At 49.9% G+C, this 24,830-nt stretch carries 18 protein-coding genes; 10 read left to right on the top strand and 8 right to left on the bottom strand.

The window, feature by feature from the left end:
• Positions 1-24 precede the first annotated feature (24 nt).
• The gene (locus AC3Y23_RS11775; protein WP_379198964.1) at positions 25-1,002 is read left to right on the top strand and encodes a LacI family DNA-binding transcriptional regulator; all 978 of its coding nucleotides are present in this window, start codon (positions 25-27) and stop codon (positions 1,000-1,002) included.
• Between the two features lie 50 nt (positions 1,003-1,052).
• On the top strand, positions 1,053-1,514 hold the full coding sequence (locus tag AC3Y23_RS11770) for a DinB family protein (protein WP_379198962.1): 462 nt from the start codon (positions 1,053-1,055) through the stop codon (positions 1,512-1,514).
• Between the two features lie 89 nt (positions 1,515-1,603).
• On the opposite strand, the gene AC3Y23_RS11765 is transcribed toward AC3Y23_RS11770, so the two are convergent.
• From AC3Y23_RS11765 to AC3Y23_RS11750, 4 genes are all read right to left on the bottom strand, one after another.
• Positions 1,604-2,695, bottom strand: a complete 1,092-nt coding sequence (locus AC3Y23_RS11765; RefSeq protein WP_379198960.1) for a carbohydrate ABC transporter permease — start codon at positions 2,693-2,695, stop codon at positions 1,604-1,606.
• On the bottom strand, positions 2,695-3,777 hold the full coding sequence (locus AC3Y23_RS11760) for a carbohydrate ABC transporter permease (RefSeq protein ID WP_379198958.1): 1,083 nt from the start codon (positions 3,775-3,777) through the stop codon (positions 2,695-2,697). Before AC3Y23_RS11760 ends, AC3Y23_RS11765 begins: the two co-directional genes overlap by 1 nt.
• Positions 3,778-3,906: 129 nt before the next feature.
• Positions 3,907-5,331, bottom strand: coding sequence for an ABC transporter substrate-binding protein (locus AC3Y23_RS11755; protein WP_379198956.1), 1,425 nt, complete (start codon positions 5,329-5,331; stop codon positions 3,907-3,909).
• A gap of 344 nt (positions 5,332-5,675) precedes the next feature.
• Positions 5,676-6,680, bottom strand: a complete 1,005-nt coding sequence (locus AC3Y23_RS11750) for a LacI family DNA-binding transcriptional regulator (protein WP_379198954.1) — start codon at positions 6,678-6,680, stop codon at positions 5,676-5,678.
• Between the two features lie 249 nt (positions 6,681-6,929).
• Between AC3Y23_RS11750 and AC3Y23_RS11745 the strand changes: the two genes are divergently transcribed.
• From AC3Y23_RS11745 to AC3Y23_RS11720, 6 genes are all read left to right on the top strand, one after another.
• Positions 6,930-7,943 (top strand): LLM class flavin-dependent oxidoreductase, encoded by a 1,014-nt coding sequence (locus AC3Y23_RS11745; protein ID WP_379198952.1) that lies wholly within the window; start codon positions 6,930-6,932, stop codon positions 7,941-7,943.
• Between the two features lie 407 nt (positions 7,944-8,350).
• Entirely contained in the window at positions 8,351-9,826 is a 1,476-nt protein-coding gene (locus AC3Y23_RS11740; RefSeq protein WP_379198950.1) for a hypothetical protein, read from the top strand.
• A 31-nt stretch (positions 9,827-9,857) separates the two neighbouring features.
• Complete coding sequence (locus tag AC3Y23_RS11735) at positions 9,858-10,514, top strand: sortase (protein ID WP_379198948.1); 657 nt, start codon at positions 9,858-9,860, stop codon at positions 10,512-10,514.
• Between the two features lie 88 nt (positions 10,515-10,602).
• The gene (gene pepT / locus AC3Y23_RS11730; protein WP_379198946.1) at positions 10,603-11,835 is read left to right on the top strand and encodes a peptidase T; all 1,233 of its coding nucleotides are present in this window, start codon (positions 10,603-10,605) and stop codon (positions 11,833-11,835) included.
• A 333-nt stretch (positions 11,836-12,168) separates the two neighbouring features.
• Positions 12,169-13,557 (top strand): MATE family efflux transporter, encoded by a 1,389-nt coding sequence (locus tag AC3Y23_RS11725; protein WP_379198944.1) that lies wholly within the window; start codon positions 12,169-12,171, stop codon positions 13,555-13,557.
• A 175-nt stretch (positions 13,558-13,732) separates the two neighbouring features.
• Positions 13,733-15,664, top strand: coding sequence for a glycoside hydrolase family 30 beta sandwich domain-containing protein (locus AC3Y23_RS11720; RefSeq protein ID WP_379198942.1), 1,932 nt, complete (start codon positions 13,733-13,735; stop codon positions 15,662-15,664).
• A 187-nt stretch (positions 15,665-15,851) separates the two neighbouring features.
• On the opposite strand, the gene AC3Y23_RS11715 is transcribed toward AC3Y23_RS11720, so the two are convergent.
• Positions 15,852-16,130 (bottom strand): hypothetical protein, encoded by a 279-nt coding sequence (locus AC3Y23_RS11715; protein WP_379198940.1) that lies wholly within the window; start codon positions 16,128-16,130, stop codon positions 15,852-15,854.
• Between the two features lie 353 nt (positions 16,131-16,483).
• On the opposite strand from AC3Y23_RS11715, the gene gdhA reads away from it, so the two are divergent.
• On the top strand, positions 16,484-17,869 hold the full coding sequence (gene gdhA / locus AC3Y23_RS11710; protein ID WP_379198938.1) for an NADP-specific glutamate dehydrogenase: 1,386 nt from the start codon (positions 16,484-16,486) through the stop codon (positions 17,867-17,869).
• 137 nt (positions 17,870-18,006) lie between these two features.
• On the opposite strand, the gene AC3Y23_RS11705 is transcribed toward gdhA, so the two are convergent.
• A complete protein-coding gene (locus AC3Y23_RS11705; protein WP_379198936.1) occupies positions 18,007-19,335 on the bottom strand; it encodes a DUF3999 family protein in 1,329 nt (442 codons plus the stop codon).
• Complete coding sequence (locus AC3Y23_RS11700) at positions 19,304-21,871, bottom strand: DUF2339 domain-containing protein (RefSeq protein ID WP_379198934.1); 2,568 nt, start codon at positions 21,869-21,871, stop codon at positions 19,304-19,306. Before AC3Y23_RS11700 ends, AC3Y23_RS11705 begins: the two co-directional genes overlap by 32 nt.
• A gap of 209 nt (positions 21,872-22,080) precedes the next feature.
• Here AC3Y23_RS11700 and AC3Y23_RS11695 point away from each other — a divergent pair, with 209 nt between their 5' ends.
• Positions 22,081-23,136, top strand: coding sequence for a copper amine oxidase N-terminal domain-containing protein (locus AC3Y23_RS11695; protein ID WP_379198932.1), 1,056 nt, complete (start codon positions 22,081-22,083; stop codon positions 23,134-23,136).
• Positions 23,137-23,227: 91 nt separating this feature from the next.
• On the opposite strand, the gene AC3Y23_RS11690 is transcribed toward AC3Y23_RS11695, so the two are convergent.
• Complete coding sequence (locus AC3Y23_RS11690; protein ID WP_379198930.1) at positions 23,228-24,802, bottom strand: histidine kinase N-terminal 7TM domain-containing diguanylate cyclase; 1,575 nt, start codon at positions 24,800-24,802, stop codon at positions 23,228-23,230.
• Positions 24,803-24,830 lie beyond the last annotated feature (28 nt).

Here is a 24,830-nt window from a genome sequence, read left to right as displayed (position 1 = left end):
TAATGGAATCAGGAGATCAATGAAATGCCGACAATTAAAGATGTGGCACTGAAGGCTGGTGTTTCAGTGACAACCGTATCCAGAGTGCTGAACAACAGAGGTTATCTCAGTGAAGAACTGAAGAAAAAGGTCTATGATACCATGGAGGAGCTGAACTATCGGCCCAATGAATTGGCCCGTTCATTAAGCCGCTCCAAGTCTAACATTATTGGCCTCATTATTCCCTTTGTCTCGCACCCGTTTTTCGGTGAATTGACAAGCCATATTGAAGAACATGCCTACCGGAATGGGTATAAGCTTCTGCTCTGCAACTCTCAATTGGACAAACTCAAGGAGTTCGAATATATCGACATGCTGCGCTCCAGCCGTGTGGATGGCATTATTATGGGGAGCCATACGCTAGAAGTGGAGGCTTACCGCCAGATTCATCTGCCGCTGGTCACCTTTGACCGGCAGATATCACCAGAGATCCCTTACGTCTGTTCCGATAACTACCGGGGGGGAGTACTGGCAACGAGCTTACTGGCTGACAAAGGCTGCCGGAAACTGGCCCACATTGGCGTACATCCGCACCTTAATCTGTTGTCCCACCAGAGATATGTCGCTTTTCGGGACGTTGCGGAGCAACGCGGGATATGGCATACCTCGCTGCACACAGATGTTAATGGCTATAAACTGGAGGAATACGATGCTTTGCTGGAGCGACTATTCTTGGAACACCCGGATATCGACGGAATTTTTGCCAGCAGCGATATTCTGGCGGCGTATGCCCTCAAGGCTTGCCAGAACAGTGGTAGACGGGTTCCGGAGGATGTCCGCATCATCGGCTATGACGGCATAGCCCAGCGGAAGCTGCAAACGCCGCTGATCTCCACTATCCGCCAACCGATTGAAGAGATTAGCAAACGCGCGGTCGAACTGATTATCGAGCAAATGCAAGGCAAGGCTGTCGCCTCCGAGCATATCCTGCCGGTAGAGCTGGAGGAAGGCGCCACTACATAACAGCGGATTCGCTATGGTGAGACCGCTACATGAATAAGGAGGTCACAACGATGACTTTGAACGCTGTTCCATGTATACAGGTGCTGCTGCAAGAAGTGCCGCAGACCTTTCGAAGTCTCACCCATGCCGAGGCGTTAGAACCACTAGCACCTGGCAAATGGTCCCGGCTGCAGATTCTAGGACATCTGTGCGATTCAGCTATCAATAATGTATCGAGGTTCATCCGGATTTCGTACGAGCCACAGCCCCTGGTGGTTTTTGCCTATGAACAAAATCATTGGGTAGATGCGCAGCGTTACAACCAGGCCTCCGTAGAAGAGGTGCTGAGTCTCTGGATTAGCTTGAATCAATCTATATTACGGGTAATCTCGGATCTGAAGCCCGCTCAGTTATCGTTGTCCTGTAAGTTACCTAACGGGGACAACGTCACCCTACAGTGGCTGGTAGAAGACTATCTGAATCATATAGTGCACCACCTGAAACAAATATTCCCGGATATTGATTTCCTTTAAAACTCACAAGGCCCCCGTCACGCTTCCATCGTAGGAAGCAGGACGAGGGCCTTTTTTCATTCTCTCATAGCGTTATCTTATCGCAGTGCTTACCCTTTTACCGATCCACCCATGAGACCTCTGACAAAATATTTTTGTAGCAGGAAGAAGATCGCCAGTGGCATCAGCATAGAGATGAATGCGGCCGAAGTAAGCAGATGCCAATCGTTGCCGCGCGAGCCGACAAGGTCGGCGATCTTCATGGACATGACCTGCACGGATGGTTGGCTGCCGATAAAGATCAGCGACACCAGATAATCATTCCACACCCACAGGAACTGGAAGATGCCGATTGAAGCCAGAGCCGGAACGGACAATGGCAGAATCAGTCTGCTGAAAATCGTAAAATGACTAGCCCCGTCTATAAAGGCTGACTCAAACAGGTCCTTAGGCAGCTGGCTAATAAAGTTGTACATAAAGTAAGTCACCAGCGGCAGTCCAAACGCAGTATGCGCCAGCCAGATGCCCAGGTAGCTCCCGTTCAGACCAAGCGCAGTGTAATCCTTCAGCACTGGAATAAGTGCTACTTGAATCGGGATCACCAGCATGGCAATAATGGTGACGAACAGCGTCTTGCGCCCCGGGAACCGCAGCCAGGCGAAAGCGTACGCGGCAAAGGAGGCAATCAGCACCGGAATCACTGTGGCCGGCACGGCAATCGTGAGCGTATTCCAAAACGCCTGTGACAGACCAGAGCCTTTTTGCACCTTTTCACTGCCATCGGCTTCCTTCAGCTTGTATTCCTTACCGGACAGCACATTCTTATAGTTCTCGAGTGTCAGATCTGGCGTGGTCTTCCAGCCTTGCTCCTGGATGTTCAGGGTACGTGCCCGGCGGTTCTCCCACATTAGGCGATTGCCGTCTACCGTTACCCCCGCTTTTAACTGGTCATCCGTATAGGTCTTGCCCTTGACCTCTATTGGCTGGCGCAGATCCACATCCTTGGAGAGTTGAATGCTTTCCCCTGCCGTCCAGGTCTGATGAGGGAACACCTTCCACCAGCCGGTCTGCAAAATATCCGCCGCCGGCCTGAAGGAGGAAATGAAAAGGCCCAGTGTCGGCAGCAGCCAGATGAAGCAGATAATGCCCAGCACGATGTTAACAGCTGTTTTGCTACCTTTTCTCTTCTTGTTACCGACCATTAGAATCCCCCTTGCTTGCGGAACTGACGCAGATTAATGAAGATCACCGGTAAGACTGCTATCAGCAGAACAATCGCCAACGTCGAGCCGTAACCGAAATTCCGGTACATGAAAAACTGTCTGTAGAATTGTGTGGCTACCACTTCTGTATCGTATTGACCTCCCGTCATCACCATGACGACGTCAAATATTTTCAAAGTAAAGACGATAATGGTTGTCGTAACCGTCAGGATCGTGGTTGAGATGTAGGGAATCATGATGCTGAAGAAAATTTTGATCTCACCCGCACCGTCCACTCTTGCCGCCTCCAGAATATCTTCAGGAACCCCCTTGATCGCTGCCGAAAAAATGACCATGGCAAACCCTGTCTGCATCCAGATCAGAATGATGATGAGGAAGAAATTGTTCCACGGCTGAATCATACTAGTCCAGGCCTGCGGCTCACCGCCAAAATAAGTCACAATTGCATTCAACAACCCAATTTGTTCATCACCTGGCTGATAGTAGTACACAAACTTCCAAATGACACCTGCGGCCACAAAAGATATCGCCATGGGCATAAAAATAATCGCTTTGGCGATTTTCTCATAGCTGCTGCGGTCGGCAAGAATAGCAATGAGTAGCCCCAAGGCTACACATGCCAGTGTTCCCACGAACACCCAGAGCAGATTGTTACGCAGTGCCGTCGCCAGCAGACGGTCATTAAAAATCGCCGTATAGTTGCTCAGTCCAACGAATTTCTCCGAAGAAGCATTGAAGAAGCTCAAGTACAGTGTCCGCAATGCAGGCAGCACCAGCAGCCAACCCAATATCAGCACCGCTGGTCCTATGAAAACATAGGGGAGCACTCTCCTGCGAATATGGGCGGGGTATCGCTCAACTGCCCAGGTCAGTGTATAGTAAATCAGATAGACGCCCAGCACGCCCCAAAGCACGGCAAGAACGGCGGTCACCAGCGGATTCAGCGTTGAATCCCGGAAAAATAGAAAAATCAGTCCATTCACAACGATATTAGCAAGCAATACACCGAGGGATAACAACACCGCCGATACACTGATTCGTTGCTTTGCTTGTGCACCCATGTTAGCTTCCTCCTATAAGTTCTGCCGAGCAAAACTCTCTTTGCAAGCAAGAAAAAGAGAGGCAGCTTACGGTTGCTGTGGCCCGCCTCTCTTCTTGTTGTCATACAGTCCTGTGTTTACGTATTCCGTTTAGTTGTTCCATCCCGACTGGATTTGCTCCAGTGCTTGATCCAGGGTAGCCGTCCCGCTTACATAATCGGTCATGCCCTTCCAGAAGGTCCCTGCACCCACCTTGCCCGGCATGAGGTCAGATCCATCGAAGCGCAGAGTTGATGCGTCCTGAACTAGCTTCGCCATACGTCTATCGGATTCGGAGCTGTACCAATCCAGGGAAGCATCATTCATCGGAGCAATCATCCCGCCAGATTGAACCCAGCTCTTGACCGATTCACCTGTTGTGAAGAACTCCATTACGGCCCGGACTTCCGGACGATCGTTGAACATCGCATAAATGTCGCCAGCTACAAGCACCGGCTTGCCGTATTGAGGATCAATTGGCGGCAGGTAGAACCAGTCGTAATCGACATCCACCTTGGCAGTTTCAGGGAAGAAGCTGGTGATAAAATTTCCTTGACGGTGGAACCAGGCTTTTGGCGGATTGTCGAACATCGGTTTTGGCGCATCACCAAACGCTGTGGTTACAATCGACTTCGTGCCACCGTAGACATAGTCTTTATTCATCCAGATCTTCGACATCACTTCCACAGCATGCTTTACCTCAGGAGAAGTGAACGGTAGCTCGCCTTTGACCCATTTGTCATAGTTCTCTGGAGAAGTGGTACGGAGCATGATATCCTCCACCCAGTCTGTAGCTGCCCAGCCAGTAGCCGCACCGCTCTCGATACCGATGGTCCAAGCAGGGTCCCCGTCCTTGGCGATCTGCTCCGTAAGAGCCATCATCTCATCCCAGGTCTCAGGGATCTTGTAGCCGGCTTCATCAAATTGCTTCTTCGGATACCACACCAGGCTCTTCACGTTGCTGCGGCTCCAGACACCAGCCATAATTTTGCCGTCTTTGCCGTCCATCGTGGACATATCCAGCCAGCTCTTGTTGTAGTTGGACTTCATCTTCTCCTGATCCAGCACATCTGTCAGATCAACGACCTTCCCGGTTTTGGCGATGGCGGCTAGTAGCCCCGGCTGCGGGAAATCAGCGATATCAGGCGCGTTGCCTCCGTCTACCCGGATGTTGATCGTCGCTTCGAATTCTTTGGAGCCCTCGTATTGAATATCAATGCCGGTCTTCTCTTCAAACTCCTTGATGCTGTTCTCGAATTTCACCTGGTCGGCATCTACGAACGGTCCGAACATAGTGACCTTGGTCCCTTTATATTCACCTTTCATCGCTAAATCCAGCGGTGATCCCGCTACGGTGTCCGTACCTGAATTTGTTGAATCCGGAGTATTGTTCGTCTGATTGTTGGCTTTTGCTGGAGGATCTGTCGGTGCTGTTCCGTTATTGCTGTTGCCGCCGCCACATGCGCTTAGCATCATAGCGAAGGACAAGCAGAGTACAAGTGGCAGAGTTACTTTGCGTGTTGAAGATTTTTTCATCTTTGCATACATCCCCTTTTAGTGGTTTAGAGAAGTTTCTGCTGTTAATCACGCCAGGTAGCCCGACGCTACCAGCTTTCCTGGATCACCCCCTTTGCAAAGGTTTTCAAAATATGGATATTGCCGTACTTAAATAGTCGGATTAAACAGCAGTCATTATAATAGCGCTTACATTTAAGTGTTATTTTATAATGAATGCGCTTGCAGTTTTATTTTTATAGGTAAACTCTAAAGTTGGATTGGGTGTAATTCATGGTGGGATAGGAGAAGAGAATACGATGCATGAAGTTATGGTTATTTTAGTGAAAAGCTTTTCAAAATAGATGGAAAAAGAATGCTGCCACTCATTTTTCCCTTGAAGATTCCCTTACGATCAGTCTGTGATCCATTCTTTCCCGCAGAATAGCAACCGAACCGGTCACAAGCAGCTCATGCAGCTTCTCAGCGGCACGATATCCAAGTTCATAGATTGGCTGTGCGATGGTGGTCAATTTCGGAATGAACATACTAGACATTCTAAGGTTATCAAAGCCGACAACGGATACCTGGCCTGGGACATGAATATTCCGGTCTTTAAGATAGGAGATCGTACCCATCGCAAATTCATCAGCTACGCAGAAGACGGCGGTTAGCTCCGGATATGCCGTGAACAACTCATGTGCAGCCTCATAAGCATGCTCAAAACGATGATTGGCGTATCTGATTTTGCCGATATTCTGTTCAAGACCACATTCCGTCAAGGCCCTGATGAACCCTTCATAACGTGGTGGACCAGCGATGGAATTGTCATGGTTAAAGCCGATCATACCGATTTCCTTGTGGCCAAGCTCAATCAGGAATTTTACCGCATCATAGGCAGCCGCTTCGTCATCAACCTCAATAGAAGGAATTTCATAGTCGTAGGTGTGGGAGGATAAGAGTACAAAAGGAATACGGCAACCAACAAGCTTGTCGTAATACTCGGGGTAAAGAACGTCACTGGCGAACACGATGCCGTCCACCTGCTTCTCATGGAAGTTATCGATGTAGGACAACAAGCGTTCCTTGTCACGGTCTGTGTTGCAGATCATCAGACTGTAGCCTAGCTTAATACATGCATCCTGCATGCCCCGGATAATTCCTGCGAAATAGAGGTTCTCGATATCCGGTATTAACAGCCCTAGCGTGAAGGATTTCTTGTAAATCAGACCACGTGCAAAAGCGTTCGGCTGGTACTGCAGCTTCTGCACTGCTTCCATGACCCGCTTACGCTTGCTCTCCACCACCGAATCAGGGGAATTCATCACTCTGGATACGGTACTGATGGATACTTCGGCCATCCTGGCCACATCTCTGATTGTTGGCTTCATTATAGATACTTCCTTTTTAGAAAACCTTTTCAAGGGGATTATAGCAAGGCTGTTTGAAATTGACAAGAGATTTTGTTATGCGCTTTCAAAAATATGTTGCCTAGCAGATCCTCTATAGAGAATCCGGAATTTCAAAAAGCAATTAACTTACTTGAAGTGTGTAAATTATAATTAATCATGGTATAATGTCCTGTGTATCTCCGCACAGCATTGCAAATACTGTTATCAATAGTATGGGAGGGATTATACTTGAAAAAACTTCAGGACGTTCGTATCTCTGTGCTCGATCTGGCTCCGATTGTGGAGGGCGGTTCGGCACGCGATTCTTTTAATAATTCACTCGACCTGGCTCGCCATGCCGAAGATTGGGGCTATCACCGCTACTGGCTGGCCGAGCATCATAATATGCCCGGTATTGCCAGTTCCGCAACATCGCTTGTGATCAGCCATGTGGCAGCAGGAACCAAGACGATCCGCGTTGGTTCTGGCGGCATTATGCTGCCCAACCATGCGCCTCTCACCATTGCCGAGCAATTCGGTACATTGGAATCCTTATATCCAGGCCGTATTGATCTGGGCCTTGGCCGGGCTCCTGGCTCGGATCAGCCTGCTTCCCGTGCGCTACGCCGAGGACTCGGCAGCGACGGAAGTGATTTTCCCGAGCAGCTTAGCGAGCTGCGGGCTTACTTTGACCCGAATGGCGCGGAGTTCCGCCCAGCAGGCGTGCGCGCCGTTCCTGGCGAAGGTCAGAACATTCCGATCTGGCTGCTGGGCTCCAGTGGTTTTAGCGCCAGACTTGCTGGTCAGCTAGGTCTGCCATTCGCCTTCGCCAGCCATTTTGCACCAGAATATCTGCTGCCTGCATTGCATCTGTATCGCACCAGCTTCCGTCCGTCTGAAGTGTTGGAGAAACCGCATGTTATGGTCGGTCTCGGGATTACGGCAGCAGATACCGTGAAGGAAGCCAAGCGGCTTGCTACTTCCCAGCAGCAGCAATTCCTGAATCTGATCCGCGGACGTACCGGGATGCTTCAGCCACCGGTTGACAGCATGGATGAGCTCTGGACTCCGCACGAGAAAGCTATACTTCTCGACAAAGGGAAATATGCCATTGCCGGAGACAAGTCTGCCATTAAGGAAAGACTACAACAAATTCTCGAAGAAACAGATGCGGATGAATGGATCATTGCTTCTCAGATCTATGACCATGCTGCACGACTGCATTCCTATGAGCTGGTGGCCGAAGCCATCAAGGAGAGCTAATATCTTCAGGTGAAACTGTTCGCAATAAAATACACCTTATCTGGTGTAATCTCTAAAAATAAAGAGATAACAAGAGGAATCACTCAATAAAATCATATAATGATTAGAAAATGACCGATTTCAGGTATAACACTTGAAATTGGTCATTTTTCTTTATATCGCATTTTGATTATACTTTAGTTATTCGCTATAACGAACAATTGTGTTCATTATATCCTCTTCTCTGTGCCTCTAACGATTACAGACTGTAGAGAACGGTTGACTTCGTTTTTATAGTAGTTCTTAAAAGAACTACTTTTCGACAAAGTATGAGGATATATGTGTAAATCAACAGCGTATTTTGGCGGGTACCGACATAGTTTGTCTATGCACATGGCAAAGGGCCCCAAGTGAGAGGAGCGAAGACTGTGATTAAGAAATATCGCTCGGCCTTTATAGCTGCGTATGCCCTGATTATTCTGGCAGGTGTCATCTGGCATGCGGGTGGGGCAAGCGCACAGGACACCATTAAACTTAAAGTAAACTCGCATACGACGAGCACAGCAACAATGAACAATATGAAGCCTGGCGATCAGATGCGCTCCGACTACACGATTATTAATGAGGGTAATGAGGGTTTCGATTATTATGTAGACTTTAAATTCAAGTCCGGGGACGTTGAACTGTATAAAATACTGCAAATGACCCTGCAAAAAGAGGGAGTAATCCTCTATTCCGGGGTGATGAGCGAAGCCGCCGGAAGAGTAGCGGTAGGATCGCTCGCCGGAGGCGGGCAGGAAGCCATCATCATGGATGTCACGTTCCCATGGGAGGCCGGTAACGAATACCAAGGGAAAAAGACTACGGTAGCGTTCGAATTCACGGCTTCGGGCACAGCGACGCCAACACCTTCGCCTAAGCCGTCTACCGAACCTAGCCCGACTCCGTCTGCTACGGCCTCACCTGGACCGTCTGCAGAGCCTAGCCCTGAGCCGACTGCTTCTGCTTCGCCGGTGCCGTCTACCGGTCCTAGCCCGACTCCGTCCGCTACGGCAACACCTGGACCATCTGCGGAGCCTAGCCCTGAGCCGACTGCTTCTGCTTCGCCGGTGCCGTCTACCGAACCTAGCCCGACTCCGTCCGCTACGGCAACACCTGGACCATCGTCAGAGCCTAGTCCTGAGCCGACTGCTTCTGCTTCGCCGGTGCCGTCCACTGGTCCTAGCCCGACTCCGTCCGCTACGGCAACACCTGGACCATCTGCGGAGCCTAGTCCTGAGCCGACTGCTTCTGCTTCGCCGGTGCCGTCCACTGGTCCTAGCCCGACTCCGTCTGCTACGGCCTCACCTGGACCATCGTCAGAGCCTAGTCCTGAGCCAACAGCTTCTGCTTCGCCTGAGCCGTCTACTGGTCCTAGCCCGACTCCGTCCGCTACGGCCTCACCTGGACCATCGGCTGGACCTAGTACTCAGCCGACAGCTCCGGCTACTAGTGAGCCTACATCCGGACCTACGGCTACGGCTTCCCCGGGTATACCAGGCTTCATTGTAACGCCTGGACCGTCGGTCGCTCCAACGCCAACGGCAACACCAGTGCCACGCGACATTATCATCACCGACGATTCGGTCCCACTGGGTGGCGGTGATCACAGTGGCGGAACTGCTCCATCGGCTTCACCAGGTGCAGGCACCACTGCTGGTAGTACAGCTAAACCAGCACCATCACCGACATCGTCACCAGGTAAAGATGTCACCTTGACCGACGATAAGCTGCCGCTGGCGGCTCCGGATGCCGGTGATAAGCTCCCGGATACCGCGGAGCCTTGGTATAATCTGATTCTCATCAGCTTGGCTGTCGCTGTGATCAGTGTCATCATTTTGCGCAGATTGAGATCGAAGGGGTAAACTGAATTTCCCTAAGTCTGGAGGAGAGAGTATGAAGAAGAAGCGTTCCGGTGCCGTCATTGCCGTGAAGCTGATCCTCATACTCTCTTTGTCTGTGCTGCTGTATGCTGTCGTGCAGGTGGTTAAAGCCCCTATAGAGGCCAGGCAAGCCCTGCAAGCCTGGGAGAAAAAGAGGGAGGAAGCTGTAAATCCCTCCCATATTGAAGAACAGCCCCTGCCGGAAGGGATGATTAATGTCCCTGCGACAGACCCCGGCTCCAAGCCATCCTATACGGAGGGCGAAGTGATCGGGGAGATTTTTTTCCCCACCTTGAATAAAAAAGTAGCTATCTTGGAGGGGACGGACAGCCCGCAGCTGAAAAAAGGAGCCGGGCACTACGCAGGAAGTGCAGCTATAGGTATGGACGGCAATAGCGTGCTGGCTGGACATCGTGACACTGTATTCCGCAATCTCGGGGAGCTGGCAATCCATGATCCCATCGAGGTGGAGACCGCAAGTGGAAAATTCACGTACGAAATTACAGGAAGTGTAATTGTGGACAAGGACGAACGCGGAGCGATCAAATCGAGTGCAGAGCCTGTTCTCACGCTGATTACATGTTATCCATTCTCTTTCGTCGGTTCGGCGCCTGACCGGTATCTGCTCACTGCGAGGCTAGTGGGGAAAGAACCACTCGGTTCATTTTGAAAGATGGCCTGAGGATGAGACCAGCGATGGAACGTGATACTATAAAGAGAGAGGATTTGAAAATGTTGTGTTGAGGAGCTGAGACAAATTGAAGCAAGAAGTGATGACACGCTTTATTTCATATGCAGTAATAGATACACAGTCTAATGAAGACAATGATACCTGTCCTTCCACACCAGGGCAGTTTGAGCTGGCCCATAAGCTGGTCGGAGAGCTGAAAGAGCTTGGCATGCAGGAAGTGACGGTGGACGAGCATGGCTATGTGATGGCTACGCTGCCGTCCAATACGGACAAGGAAGTGCCGACCATCGGCTTTTTGGCCCACTTGGACACAGCAACGGATTTTACCGGAGCAAATGTAAAACCACAGATCGTAGAGAATTATGACGGTGGCGATATTGTTCTGAACAAAGATCTTAATGTGGTCTTGTCCACGCAGAGTTTCCCTGAGCTGGCTGAATACAAGGGACATACGCTAATCACCACAGATGGAACGACGCTGCTGGGCGCAGACGACAAGGCGGGAATTGCCGAGATTATGACGGCCATGAATTATCTGCTGCAGCACCCAGAGATTAAGCACGGTAAGATCAGGGTGGCCTTTACCCCGGATGAGGAAATCGGTCGCGGACCACATAAATTCGATGTGGCGGCTTTTAACGCTTCTTATGCTTACACGATGGACGGCGGACCGCTAGGGGAGCTGGAGTACGAGAGCTTCAACGCAGCCGCAGCCAAAATCACTGTGAACGGCGTAAACGTCCATCCCGGAACGGCGAAGGGGAAAATGATTCACTCTTCCAAAATCGCCATGGCGCTCCATCTTAGACTGCCGGAGGAGGAAGCTCCCGAGCTCACAGAGGGTTACGAAGGCTTCTACCACCTGATCTCCATTCAGGGATCGGCCGAGCAGAGCAAGCTGAACTACATTATCCGTGACTTTGACCGCAGCCAGTTTGAGGCACGTAAGGCTCATCTGACAGCGATTGTGGACGAGTTCAAGGCCACCTACGGTAATGAGAACGTGATTCTGGAGATCAAGGATCAGTATTACAATATGCGTGAGAAAATTGAGCCCGTGCGTCAGATCGTCGATATCGCACACGAGGCGATGGTGAACCTCGGCATCAAGCCGATCATTCGCCCGATCCGTGGTGGGACCGACGGCTCGCAGCTCTCCTATATGGGGCTGCCAACCCCCAATATCTTTGCCGGGGGAGAGAACTTCCACGGGAAGTTCGAGTACGTTTCCGCCGATAACATGGTGAAGGCGGTTCAAGTCATTGTAGAAATAGCCCAGCTATTCGAGCAAAAAGCATAATAGCAAAAGCCGGGCAGAGGGATAAATCCTCTGCCCGGCTTTTTTAATACCCTCTAATCACTCAATTAATCCACGCATAATCACTCAATTAATCCACGCAAACAAGATTCGCTTCCACTGTTCTCTCCACATAAACACCTGTATTTATGGTGGATGAATTCACCCAAGGTTATTTTGCCCAGATTACCCAAGCAATTTTCTGAATATTTCGGAGAAAAGATGCTGCATTTTCAGAAAAGCTGTGCTAATATTACACTTTGTTTGGAGGATAAAAAAACTATATAGAGTGTGAGCCTACACTATATAAGTATATAAATAATAAGAAGGTGCATCATGGAAAACAAAAATCATCAACAATTTAATCTAATGAAGCTGACTTGGCCGATCTTTCTGGAACTCTTCCTGTTCATGCTCATGGGTAGTGTCGATACCTTTATGATCAGCTCCGTCTCAGATGATGCCGTATCCGGGGTAGGCGCAGCCAATCAGATTATCGCCATTGCCATTCTGGTTCTCAGCGTAATCGGGAACGGCGCATCTATCGTCGTCTCCCAGTACCTCGGTTCCAAAAAACCACGGGAAGCCGCAGAGGTGACCGGGAATGCCATTACCCTCAATCTGATTGTAGGGCTGATCTTGAGTGTGTTACTGTTCGGACTAGGCCGTCCTATGTTACATGCCCTTAATGTTCAGGGCGATATTTTCGATTATGCGCTGTCCTATATGAATATTGTTGGCGGGCTGATCTTCTTTCAAGCCTTGATCAACGGACTTGCTGCCACGATCCGTACACATGGTTTCACCAAGCAGACGATGGTAATTTCCCTGCTGATGAACATTTTTCACGTAATTGGCAACTATCTGCTGATTTACGGACATTTCGGTCTCCCTGCGCTGGGCGTGGAAGGTGCCGCTATCTCGACGGTTGCGAGCCGTCTGATCTGTCTGGCTTTATTCTTCTGGCTGCTCTACAGAATTATGGAAGTGCGGGTTAAGTGGAGATACTATACCCACCTGACCAAAAACTATGTGATGCAAATTCTCAAGATTGGTATCCCATCCGCTTTTGAATCGATTATCTATCAAGCTTGTCAGCTTGTATTTACGCTCTATATTACGTACCTGGGCGCGGAAGCCATGGCTACCCGTCAGTATGCACTCAACATCTCTAACTACATCTATCTGTTCAGTGTAGCTGTATCCATGGGTACCTCCATTATCGTGGGCCATCTGGTGGGTGCAGGACGTAAGGAAGAAGCGTATAAACGTGTATTCTCCAGTGTAAAATGGGCCATGCTCGTCACCGTTATCATTGACGTTATCGTTATTGTGTTCCGGGTGCCGCTGTTTGGACTGTTCACCAATAATGAGAACATCATTATTATGGGTGCCCAGGTTATCCTGCTGAGCTTCTTCCTGGAGACGGGTCGTACAACCAATCTAGTTATCATTAACTCCCTGCGCGCTTCTGGTGATGCCAAGTTTCCTGTCTACATGGGTCTGATCTCCATGGTCTGCATGAGCTTGCCGCTCGGTTATGTGCTGGTGTTCAAGCTTCACCTTGGTCTTGCCGGTGTGTGGATTGCCACAGCAGCAGATGAATGGTTACGAGCGGTTATCATGTACTTCCGCTGGAAGAGCCGGGCTTGGGAAAAACATGCGCTGCTGGAACCGGATCGTCCGGAGTCCTCCTCCGCTTCAACAATGGCAGCTGTACATTAATTTATACTAAAAAAAAGGGCAGTTCTTCGCGTCATTCAGACGCCAAGAATTGCCCTTTTTATTTAATTTCTTAAAAAATGAGGACTATTTTCTAAATTTTAACACATATTTTTTCTGACAAGCTTCCTATTATAATGTAAGCGTTATCAAATATAGTTGAAAAGGAGGAATTTCAATGATTCAGCACTCCCGCAAGCGTAGACAGAAGCACGCCCGGCCCAGGCCGCTCTCTAAGCTAATGTTAGCTGCAGCTGTACTGTTCACCTCTTTCGCTATACCGTTCCAGACCCCTTCCGCTCAGGCCGCACCAGGAGCCGCACAGGTCTATTTCAGCTCCGAGTCATCCACAGGTTCGCCGGGTAGCGGCATCTGGTACAATAATCCCGCCGCCGCTGCTGCCGGAATTCAGTACGCTACAAGCAAGCAGGCCGATATTCCCCTCACCAATCCCACAAGCTCCACTGCCACAGCCATCACCGTAAATCCAGATGTCCAGTATCAAAATATGCTGGGATTCGGCACGTCGCTGGAGGAGTCTACGATCTATAACCTGTCCCTGATGTCCACAACCAAGCGGGATGAGGTACTGCGCAGATTGATTGATCCCGTGAACGGAGCTGGCATGAACCTTTTCCGGATCACTTTCGGTACCTCTGATTTTACGAGCCGGAATTTCTACACTTATGAGGATACCAGAGGCAGCTTCTCCATCCAGAAGGATATTGACTATAACATCATCTCTACCGTGCAGCGCGCCATCGCTATCGGGAACGAGACCGGCAATCCGGTCAAAATCTTCGCCAGCTCCTGGACCGCACCAGCCTGGATGAAGACTAACAATAGCCTGATTGGCGGCTATTTAAAACGGGAAAATACAAATGATCTGGCGGTCTACTACCGCCGCGCCATTCAGGAATACCAAAGCCGCGGCATCCCCATCTACGCTATGACCCTGCAGAATGAACCGTTGTATGCCGCGCCTGATTATCCCAGCATGCTGCTGACCTCCAGCAATGAACGAGAACTGGCGATTGCCTTGAAGTCCCAGCTAGACACCTACAACATCTCCACCAAGCTATGGGCGTACGATCATAACTTCGGCGAGGTCTGGACTCATCTTCCCGGTGTTCTGGACAATGCGGCAGCGAATGCTGCTATTGAAGGGGTCGCTTTCCATGACTACTCCGGCGATCCTACGGCTATGACAGCGGTGCGCAACACCTATCCGAGTAAATCCATGCAAATGACCGAACGTGCCTTGTGGGGCACGGGAGGAGCCGACAGGATGGCACAATATTTCCGCAATTGGTCCGGTTCCTACACCAACTGGGTCACAATGCTAGACCAGAATATTCAGCCCGAGAAGTGGACAGGAACGCCAGGACCGACCATGCTAATCCAGAGCACGTCGAACCGCAATACGTACTGGGTAGCGCCAGAGGTGAATTTTATCGGTCAGTACGCCAAATTCGTGAAGCCAGGAGCCAAGCGGATCGACAGCAACTATGGCTCTGCCGCGACAGTCACCAATGTCGCTTTCCTGAATCCTGACAACAGCATCGTGACAGTCGTCATTAACCAGACCAGTTCCGCCAAGAGCTTCAAAATTCTCTCTGAAGGTCAGCAGCTTCTCGGAACCCTTCCCGCTAAGACTGTAGGTACGTACATCTGGACCCGTGGCGGAGGCGGTAGTGGCGGCAGCGTGCCAATCGGTTCCACCATCGCACTCCAATCGATGGCCAACAATCTGTATGTATCAGCGGATAATGCAGGTGCCAGTCCCCTGATTGCCAACCGGGCGACGGTCGGCACATGGGAGAGATTCCTGGTGGCCGATGCTGGGGGCGGCTTCATCTCCTTGAGAGCACTGGCGAACAACAAATATGTGACAGCAGAAAACGGCGGCGCTGACAGTCTCATTGCCAGCAGAGACACCGTTCAGGGCTGGGAGCAGTTCAAATGGATTGACAACGGGGATGGCACTTTCTCGTTGCTATCGAATGCCAACAACAGGTACGTGACGGCTGATAACTACGGCAATAGCCCACTGATAGCCAATCGTACAAGCATTGACGGCTGGGAGAAATTCAAATTCAGCATCCAATAACCGAGTATCCTGGCGCACTCGGACAACAGGTAACAGCCCGCCCCTCCATCAGGGGCAGGCTGTTCTTGGACAATACCCGTCACACTTCTAAAATTAAGCAAGCATAAGTGCACGACTTATGCTTGCTTAATTCATAGAAACAGAAGACAATATTCAGGTACCCGCAATACATCAACAAAATTGAAGCTTAATCGATGTATCCAGCGAGTCCCTTGTCCATCAGATAATCCATCTCGGCATCGAGAATCGTCTCCACAGTCAGCTCGTCCAGCTTCACATCACGCTGGGCTGTGATATAATCCACTAGATCATCATTATCGATGTCTACCTCACCCTTAGCATTAGCTTGGGCTTTATTAATAAAGGTCTGTTCATGCTTCAGCACCAGCCGGATTAGTCCGGGATCGACTTTAGTCTTGGCAGACAACACCGCCACCAATTCCTGCTCATTCACCTGTTCGCTCATATTGATTGTCATCTCCTTACAAGTTGCTGCAAAGTCATTGTAACACAGTATGCCCTGAGCCGGGAGATTTAACTTTAGCACAAACTGTGCGAAAGCGTTCAAATTCGGGAATTACCCGCATAAATATAGCCAAGAACCCTTGTTTTGCCTTGTAATTACTCCCATAGACGTATAATTATTCACCCCCTTCTCCAATAAAACGTATCATTCAGAGTAAAGTTTTTTTAAAAAACAGTTGTTAGCGGCGCGTTCTTATGCCAAAATAATAAAAAATATATCCCAGCGTGAAAGCAGTAACGCGAAGAAGCATTAAAACCAAGGAAAAATAATTATACGTAAAGGCGGTTGAATTCATGAGCTTAGTACCTTCGATCGATACAGACACCTCCCGCAACGATGCTCAACTCTATGTTGAGAAGGTCTACAACAACGTTGTGAAACGGAACCCGCATGAGCCTGAGTTCCACCAGGCCGTTAAGGAAATCCTGGAATCCCTTCTTCCTGTCCTGGAAGCAGAGCCTAAGTACCAAGAGAATTCCATTCTCGAAAGAATTGTTGAACCGGAGCGTCTTGTTCTCTTCCGGGTGCCTTGGGTAGACGATCAAGGTAAGGTTCGCGTGAACCGCGGCTACCGGGTACAGTTCAACAGTGCCATCGGACCATACAAAGGCGGACTCCGCTTCCACCCGTCCGTAAACTCCAGTATCATCAAATTCCTCGGCTTCGAGCAAATCTTCAAGAACGCCCTCACCGGCCAGCATATTGGCGGCGGTAAAGGCGGCTCCGACTTCGACCCTAAAGGCAAATCGGAAGGCGAAATCATGCGTTTTGCCCAAAGCTTCATGACAGAACTGCATAACTACATTGGACCACAAGTAGACGTTCCGGCTGGCGACATCGGTGTCGGCGCACGTGAGATCGGCTACATGTTCGGACAATACAAGCGCATCCGCGGCGGCTACCCTGCCGGCGTATTGACTGGTAAGAGCGTAGTCTACGGCGGAAGCCATGCCCGCCCTGAAGCAACAGGTTACGGAACCGTGTACTTCGTCAATGAGATGCTGAAATCCAAAGGCCTGTCCTTTGAAGGCAGCCGTGTAGTTGTCTCCGGCTCTGGTAACGTTGCTATCTACGCAATCCAGAAGGCTGTACAATTGGGTGCGAAAGTCGTAGCATGTAGTGACTCTTCCGGTTACCTATATGATGAAGACGGCATCAACCTCGACACTGTCCGTCGTCTGAAGGAAGTAGAGAGAAAACGGATCAGCGAATACGTGAAGGAGCATCCGAACGCTGTGTACACCGAGGATTCCTCCCAGATCTGGACAATTCCTTGTGACATCGCGCTGCCAAGTGCAACCCAGAACGAAATCGACGAGACCCTGGCATTGAAACTGATCGCGAACGGAGTAAAAGCGGTTGGTGAAGGTGCGAACATGCCATCCACTCTGGAGGCTATTGAGCAGTTCCATAAAGCCGGCGTTCTGTTCGGACCAGCCAAAGCTGCAAATGCAGGCGGTGTAGCCGTATCGGCATTGGAGATGGCGCAGAACAGCATGCGCTTGTCCTGGACCTTCGAAGAAGTAGATGCCAAGCTGCATGATATCATGGTCGACATCTACAAACAGTCCGTAGAAGCGGCTGAGCAATATGGACACCCTGGTAACCTTGTGGTTGGCGCTAACATCGCCGGCTTCAAGAAAGTTGCAGACGCTATGCTCGCTGAAGGTGTTATCTAATATAATAAGGCCGATTATTCAATAGCCGGCCACTGACAGAGGGACCCTGCAATTTAAGGGTCCCTCTTCTATATCCAAAAAGAGTCTCGTATCCAGCCAAAATGACACACATCGCTGGATACGGGACTTTTGTCAGCTTATTTCCGATTCAGTTTACGAACCAGCAAAATAATCAGCAACAGTGATACGATGATAATCACAGTATTAAACCCCGTGGCACCAGTCAACCAGCGCAACCCGGTAGAAGATACCGTTGACACCTCCGGTAGGGCGTTCTCAGGTCCTAATCTGGCTGTGCCTATCTTTTCCCCTTCAATATGACTCTTGAAGCTTACAATGTCATACTGGGGCGCTAGAGCCCCAATGTTCCCATACACTAACCGGAAAGGTCCTTCGCCTTCAGCGGGAAACACCAGCTTATCCACCAAGTATTCCAGATGGACTCCCTGGAGTGAGATAGGAGCATCATCCCGGTTCTCAATGACAACTGCAAAATAAGGCGCGGTCGTGGGCTCCTGGAGAATAATATCTGTCCCAGCAATTCGGGAATCTTTGAAGTCAAGCCGATATAGCTTACTGCTCCCTACAACACCAAGCTCCCTTTCACTGTCATCGCGCAGCACATAAGTACGAGTAAAATTCCCGGTCGCCTCCAGCCGGACCATCGATACCTGCAGCCGGTCATCATTGCGGATAACAAGCTGTGTCTTCGAACCCTCCTGCTTCATCTCGTAGACAGGATCTCGCTGCCGTATGAAGTCTTGGACAGTCACCATAGCTGTCTTGTGGATCAGCTTCATTTGACCGAATTCCAGCTTCTCAGCGTTATTCGGGACCACCAGACGGTAGTGGGTGAACTTGTAAGCCGAGCCCAAATCAATGCCATTCTGCGCAAATTCCCCCACCCTATACAGATCGCCCTTGGCCAGAGGCTCCCACGTATTCCCGTCATATCCGCCGTAGATCTGAACATGCTTCAGGAACGCTTCGCCGGGTAGATCGAATTCCAGCCTGCTGCCCTGAATATCACGATTCTCTTCATTCGGGATCACCCTGTAATCAAAGGTCGTCTCCAGGTTCTTATTGAATTTAAGGGTTAAGTCGGTCTTGTAGCTATTACTCTGCTCTTTCCACTCCGCCTCTCTGGATTCCCGATAGAAAGGGACAAACTGCCCCTGGTTATCTTCAATTCGCAAGTCGCTCAAACTGCTGTTGGCGTGCTTATATACCTCTTCGTCAAGATATAACTTCTGATATATCGCGCCATCACCTGGTTCGATAGCCTTGGCGAATCGCCACTGGGCACTGTTATTTGCCCCATCCGTCTTGGATGCAGCCGCTTCTGCAACACGCACTCCACTAATCTGACCCGGTGGGAGCATGCTTGCTCCTATCCCGCTCAGTCCCAGACAGCTTAGAAAAAACAGCGTGATACTAACCCTGCGTATCCGTCTTTGCCTCCGCATGAGCCTCCTCCATTCTGTTCGATACTTTTTGATACAAGTAGGAGATCCCGAGCAGACAAACCCCGAAGCTGAAATACGCGATGATCTTGTGGCCCGTGCTGAGGAGGCTCAGGTCATACAGCAGCAGTTTGCCTGTTGCCAAGAGTGTAAGCCCGAGGCCGAAGCGGCGGATATATACATACCGTTGGCTGAAACCATACAAAATGAACAGTACAGCCAGCAGCAGATAGACCATACTGAAGATCAGACCGGCATCATGTAATTGAAGCTGCACACCCAGGAATGCAGTAATAATGCCGAGTAGATATATCGCCAGAATGACAGGGTATAACTCCATGCTCTTATATTCCCGCTTCAGGATAGCGACCAGCAGTTGACGACTGCTAAACCAGACGAAGATGTTGAAGACCACAAGCAGCCCCAGCGCGATGTAATCGGCTGAAGTATTTTGCGCCAGTTCGCCTTCCAGGCTCGGTAGTCCGGCTGTAATTCCGATACAAATAACATAACCGACGCCATATAGCAGTATTGCAAAATACCTGACTATAGTGTCAAACAGTATCTTCACCTTCGGCAGTAAATAGGCCAGAATTATGGAGATTACAGCAACCAATACCCAGCGGTAGAAAACCGTATGGGTGAAGTCATCGGGAACCACACGCTGATAGAGCAGGCCCGATCCGTAGAGTAGAAAGGCCCAAACATTCAGCAGGGCAGCATACTTAAACCAGACGGCCAAGCGAATTTCCATTAGTCCGCTCATTGCCGACGCCTCTTTGTTGTTATGACGGATGGCATACAATACAGCAATAATCATCATCCCGACAGTAACAAAAGCATATTTCAAGGCAAAATAAGGATCGCCATCAGGCATGACCGTATTTTCCATAATCACCTGCATCGGTACCGACAGTCCAAAGAAGGCTCCCAAGCAAAGGGCAAGTATCCCCCAACCTGCCCGTTCCAGTCCCTTGAACCGATACTGGCTGCCATAAACGGTTAGAACGACCGCCTCCACCAGCCAGCCAATAGACCACCAGGCTGCACCCAGCTGGAAGGGAATCATCAGCACCGCAAAGGTTAATGAGGTGGCGTAGAACAGCAGCATACTCTGCTTCTCCTGCACCATATACTTCTCCAGCAATCGACCAAGTCCCAGATACATGAGACAGAAGAGCAGTGCCAGAGCACCCTTGTAATGGCCCAGTCCAGTATCCACTAGCAGCACGTACAAGGTGATGCAGCTAACTAGCGTGTTGCAACCCAGCAAGGCGAAATCCCACCAGGACAGCTTGATGCGATACTTGAACGGATACCACAAGGTAATGCACAGATACATGGCAAAAGTCAGCACGGCATATAACATACTTGCGCCATCACTACCAGACAACATGATCAGCAGAAGCATGGATGGCGTATTAAACAAGAAGCTGATGTAATTCACGACCACCCAGCGCTTTCGCAGCGAGATCAGCAGCACCGAAAGGTTCAGCAAAAATAGATAACCCATCGCGACATAGACTGCGCTGCCCTCCAGTCCAAACGCCAGTATGTAGGAAAAGAGAGGTAAGTAGCCGCCGACAAGGCCGAGCGAGCAGATTGTCCGTGACTCATACCTTAACGACAGCAGCACTGCCGTTAACGTCACGAGTATGGAGAGGGACAGCCCAACATAAATACTTATAATCCCCAGTAAGAAATAGCTGTAAAAGATGGATCCATAAAGAATGGAAATCCCGCCGCCAAGAAGACCTAGGGCGAACGTATTTCTACCCTTACGAAACAGCCATTCCCCAACGCCCAATAACAAGGCCCCTAGCAGGAAAAAGGCGCTGCCCTTCATATAGCCATTGAACCAGGTGGAATAGCTGTACTTGAATCCTGCGCCGACGGCGAGGATTAGGAGCAGAATACCCAGCCGGTTGATCCAGTTCAGGCCGATCTTCATCTCGATCTGATTCTGCTTCCTTCTACGCTGCAGAACCTCCTCACTGACCCCTTCGGCTTCAAGCTCACGGTATTTATCGGAAAGCCCAGCCTGATGAATCTGTTCTAGTTCCCTCTGCCGCTCACGGCGTAGTTGAATTCGCTGGTTCAATTCCACAGCAAGGCCCCCCAGTCGGGCGGTGATTGCTTCCTTATCCTCACCCAACTGACGGTTAGCGGTACTGTACATTCGCTCCACACGGTGTTTGGCCTCCTGTTCAAGAGCCGTCAGACGATCCGTATAACCACGGCTTTGGGATGCAAAATAAGTATGTAGCTTCTGCTGTGAAATTCTAAGAATGTTGCGCTTCTCGTCCATCATTTGTTCTGACAGAGCAATACGCAGCTCGGAGTTCTCCATCTCCAGACGGGAAGCCTTGACTCTCAGCTCATCCAGGACAATGAGATGCTCGTCATATTGCTTCTTCAGCGCTTCATGCTCATGTACCAAGTCATGACTTTCATATTCAGCGATCAGTTTTCCGTAGTCTTGCAGAAGCTCATTCTGCCGCTCTTGCACGGACCTCATCCGTTCTCTGAATTGCTCCATAGCGCCTCCCCATGTCTTTATTTGTTAATATTTTCATTTTACTACAAATGAACAATAGTTCGATGCAATTTGCCTGAAACTACAGAGATTTGCCTGTTTTGCCCACAGATTTGCGGTTTTTGGTTCATCTGGTGCAACATTCTGGAAGAAACCAGCGTCAGATACGTAACAATGGTCTAAAATACTCATGATTAAAGGAGCCTCACAACATGAATAACATACTTAAAACCAGTGCAGTCCTCTTGACCCTGTCCATGGCTTTGACCACAGGCTCAGCCCTGGCCAAGCCGTCACCAGCTAATCAGAACAATAGTGTGCAGCCGTCTGCGACGAGCGCAGGACAACAAGTCTTCACCATTGAGATTAACGGAGCTTCTCTTACAGACACAGGCTATCAGCTTCCTGGAGGCAAGGAACCGCTGGTTCCTCTGCGGGCAATGTCCGAGGCCTTGGGATTCAAGCTGGAGTGGAACAGCAAGACCAAATCGGTCGAGCTGAGCCAAGGTAATATTTTCACAACCGTAAAGACTGGCGAGGACCGCTATGTCATCAATAGAATGTACACCACGCTTGGCACCGCCCCTGTGCTCAAGGGAGACAAGCTGTATGTACCAGCTTCCTTCGCTAGCGAAGTGCTGCATCAATCCGTCTCGGTGAAAGGAGCCTCGATTGTTATTCATACCAACACTCAAGATCAAGATACTCTGATCGACACCGGCGTTATTACATCGGTTTACCAAAGCGAAAACGGCAAATACAAATCTGTTCAGATTCAAGGCGCAGGTACAGACGGGATCATCCTCACTGTCAGTCCGGATACTGTCATTAAGTCGGCTGACGGAAAGACTCTTGCGTTCACTGATCTTCATATCGGGATGACCGTGCAGGCAGCCCATTCCATAATCAGCACCTTCAGTCTGCCGCCGCAAACCCCTACGTATTCCATAACCGTTTTGGATCAAAAGAAACAGGGTGACCTGCTCGGAACTGCAGGAACCCTGGAGGAAGTGCTGAAGGATGCAGATGGTAGTATCAGTTTCCGTCTGAAAGGCGACCCTCTCACCGATCTTTCGCAAAGTGAAATTGTACTTCGCTTGGCTAAGGACACCGAAGTGGTGAATGGAAAAGGCGAGGCTATGGACAGTAGCAGTCTTGTAAAAGGGGCCAAAGTTATTGGCTTCTATACTCCGATGATGACCAAGAGTCTGCCGCCAATCGGCACAGCCGTCAAAATCGTCGTGCAGCCTGCACCTGCTAGGCCTTAAAGCAATACCGTACCAACGGCAGCACATATCACAAAGAAGCCCTGACTCCAGTATTGAAGTCAGGGCTTCTTTGTTTAGTATAACTTACGCGCTAACTCTTCAGGACCTCCTGAGCTGGCGATTGACCACCCAAAGTAACTTTATCCTTACCTGTCGTCTTGGATACGTACAACGCTTCGTCCGCCTCGCGGTACAGTGCCTCGAAAGTCACATCACCTCGCTGGGTATAGACGATTCCGATGCTCACAGTCAGGGATATGTTATGTTGGTCATCCAGCTTCACGACATGATCCCTGATCATAGTCCGGAAAAACTCCGCTTCCTCCAGCGCCGCCGCCTCGCTGCTGGCAAAGAAGCAGACCGCGAATTCTTCACCACCCACTCTTCCGGAGATGCCTATGTCTTTGTATACACTCAGAATTTTACTGGCCAAGTCGACTAGCGCCTGGTCACCCGCCAGGTGACCATATGTATCGTTGATTAATTTGAAGTCATCAATATCGAACAGCAGCAGCGCTGTGCCCTTTCCTTCCTGCAATCCATGCTTCTGTACCAGTCCCATAAAGTGCCTGCGGTTGTAGAGCCCGGTCAGATCGTCCACCGTAGCCTGATGCAGCAGCTCCCGCTCGTACCGCTTCTTCTCACTCTGATCGCTGAAGACCAGCAGCATGCCTGTTGTCTCAAGCTCATTAGGCTCTGTCACAATCAGTGAAACCCCATAATATGAACCGCTCGGGCCAGCGGCCTCAATCTCGTATTCGCCCGCCTGTCTCTGTCTGTAGGCTTGGGTAAGCTCCGCATCCTCTGCCAAGAACGGAGTAATATTCTTGCCAATCCAAGTCGAAGGCCATTCTCCAAACAAATCAGATAACATCATGGCACCATTCTCATTGATATCCATAATGATGTCATGGGGATCAATCACAACAATGCCGTCCTTCATATTCTCAAAAACTTTGTTCTTATCTAGTGGGTACAAAGCAAGAGACGGATCTCTAAATACGGTGAAGTACGCGGCTATCGTTGCTGGCAAATACGTAAAGGCTGTGAAGCCTGTAACCGTAATCTTCAGAATCGGGAGCAGAAAGATGGAAGCCACGGGTACCAGTAGTCCGCCAAGCAGCAGCAAATTGCGCCTCAAGTAGTATTTGGGAGCACCCCACATAGAGGTGACCAACAAATAAACTGCATAGACGCCAAAAAGCTGATCATAGGCGATCAGACTCATACTGAGCAATGTAGGTTGAACCATAATTCCGCTGATTCCCGCCTCTGTTGCCATGCCGACTTCGCTGCGCATCAGATGGTGATAGGAATCCGTAAAGATAAGCAGCACATACGCGAAAACAGGGATAGAGAACAGAAATAGCCGACGCGGTAGCTCTGCCGTGGAGCGGGACACGTAGTCCTTGATTACGGCATATGTAAAAATCGTACTCAGAAACAGCGGAGGCTGCTGCAGGTTCTTCCACCACAGCTTAGCCTCAAAAGGAATAGCAATTATCTCTCCGGCCGTCGCTGCAAATATCCAGCTAACCAGCAGCATCAAAATCCATAAATAGTGTCTTCCTGGTGTTTTACGAAACTGATAAGCTTTGACACCCATGTAAAGACTGAGAATACTGCCCATGATTAAGTAATACGGATAACCCTGTATCCACGGCATGTAAAATTTCTCCTATTATTAGATAGCT

This window comes from Paenibacillus sp. MAHUQ-45 (assembly GCF_058133325.1).
The sequence above is the reverse complement of the archived record's forward strand: the minus strand, read 5'-3'. Positions and strand labels throughout refer to the sequence as shown.

Coding starts and splice junctions, on each gene's coding strand:
- AC3Y23_RS11775 (WP_379198964.1), top strand. CDS start 25: ATGCCGACAATTAAAGATGTGGCACTGAAGGCTGGTGTTTCAGTGACA.
- AC3Y23_RS11770 (WP_379198962.1), top strand. CDS start 1,053: ATGACTTTGAACGCTGTTCCATGTATACAGGTGCTGCTGCAAGAAGTG.
- AC3Y23_RS11765 (WP_379198960.1), bottom strand. CDS start 2,695: ATGGTCGGTAACAAGAAGAGAAAAGGTAGCAAAACAGCTGTTAACATC.
- AC3Y23_RS11760 (WP_379198958.1), bottom strand. CDS start 3,777: ATGGGTGCACAAGCAAAGCAACGAATCAGTGTATCGGCGGTGTTGTTA.
- AC3Y23_RS11755 (WP_379198956.1), bottom strand. CDS start 5,331: ATGAAAAAATCTTCAACACGCAAAGTAACTCTGCCACTTGTACTCTGC.
- AC3Y23_RS11750 (WP_379198954.1), bottom strand. CDS start 6,680: ATGAAGCCAACAATCAGAGATGTGGCCAGGATGGCCGAAGTATCCATC.
- AC3Y23_RS11735 (WP_379198948.1), top strand. CDS start 9,858: ATGAAGAAGAAGCGTTCCGGTGCCGTCATTGCCGTGAAGCTGATCCTC.
- AC3Y23_RS11725 (WP_379198944.1), top strand. CDS start 12,169: ATGGAAAACAAAAATCATCAACAATTTAATCTAATGAAGCTGACTTGG.
- AC3Y23_RS11720 (WP_379198942.1), top strand. CDS start 13,733: ATGATTCAGCACTCCCGCAAGCGTAGACAGAAGCACGCCCGGCCCAGG.
- AC3Y23_RS11715 (WP_379198940.1), bottom strand. CDS start 16,130: ATGAGCGAACAGGTGAATGAGCAGGAATTGGTGGCGGTGTTGTCTGCC.
- gdhA (WP_379198938.1), top strand. CDS start 16,484: ATGAGCTTAGTACCTTCGATCGATACAGACACCTCCCGCAACGATGCT.
- AC3Y23_RS11705 (WP_379198936.1), bottom strand. CDS start 19,335: ATGCGGAGGCAAAGACGGATACGCAGGGTTAGTATCACGCTGTTTTTT.
- AC3Y23_RS11700 (WP_379198934.1), bottom strand. CDS start 21,871: ATGGAGCAATTCAGAGAACGGATGAGGTCCGTGCAAGAGCGGCAGAAT.
- AC3Y23_RS11695 (WP_379198932.1), top strand. CDS start 22,081: ATGAATAACATACTTAAAACCAGTGCAGTCCTCTTGACCCTGTCCATG.
- AC3Y23_RS11690 (WP_379198930.1), bottom strand. CDS start 24,802: ATGCCGTGGATACAGGGTTATCCGTATTACTTAATCATGGGCAGTATT.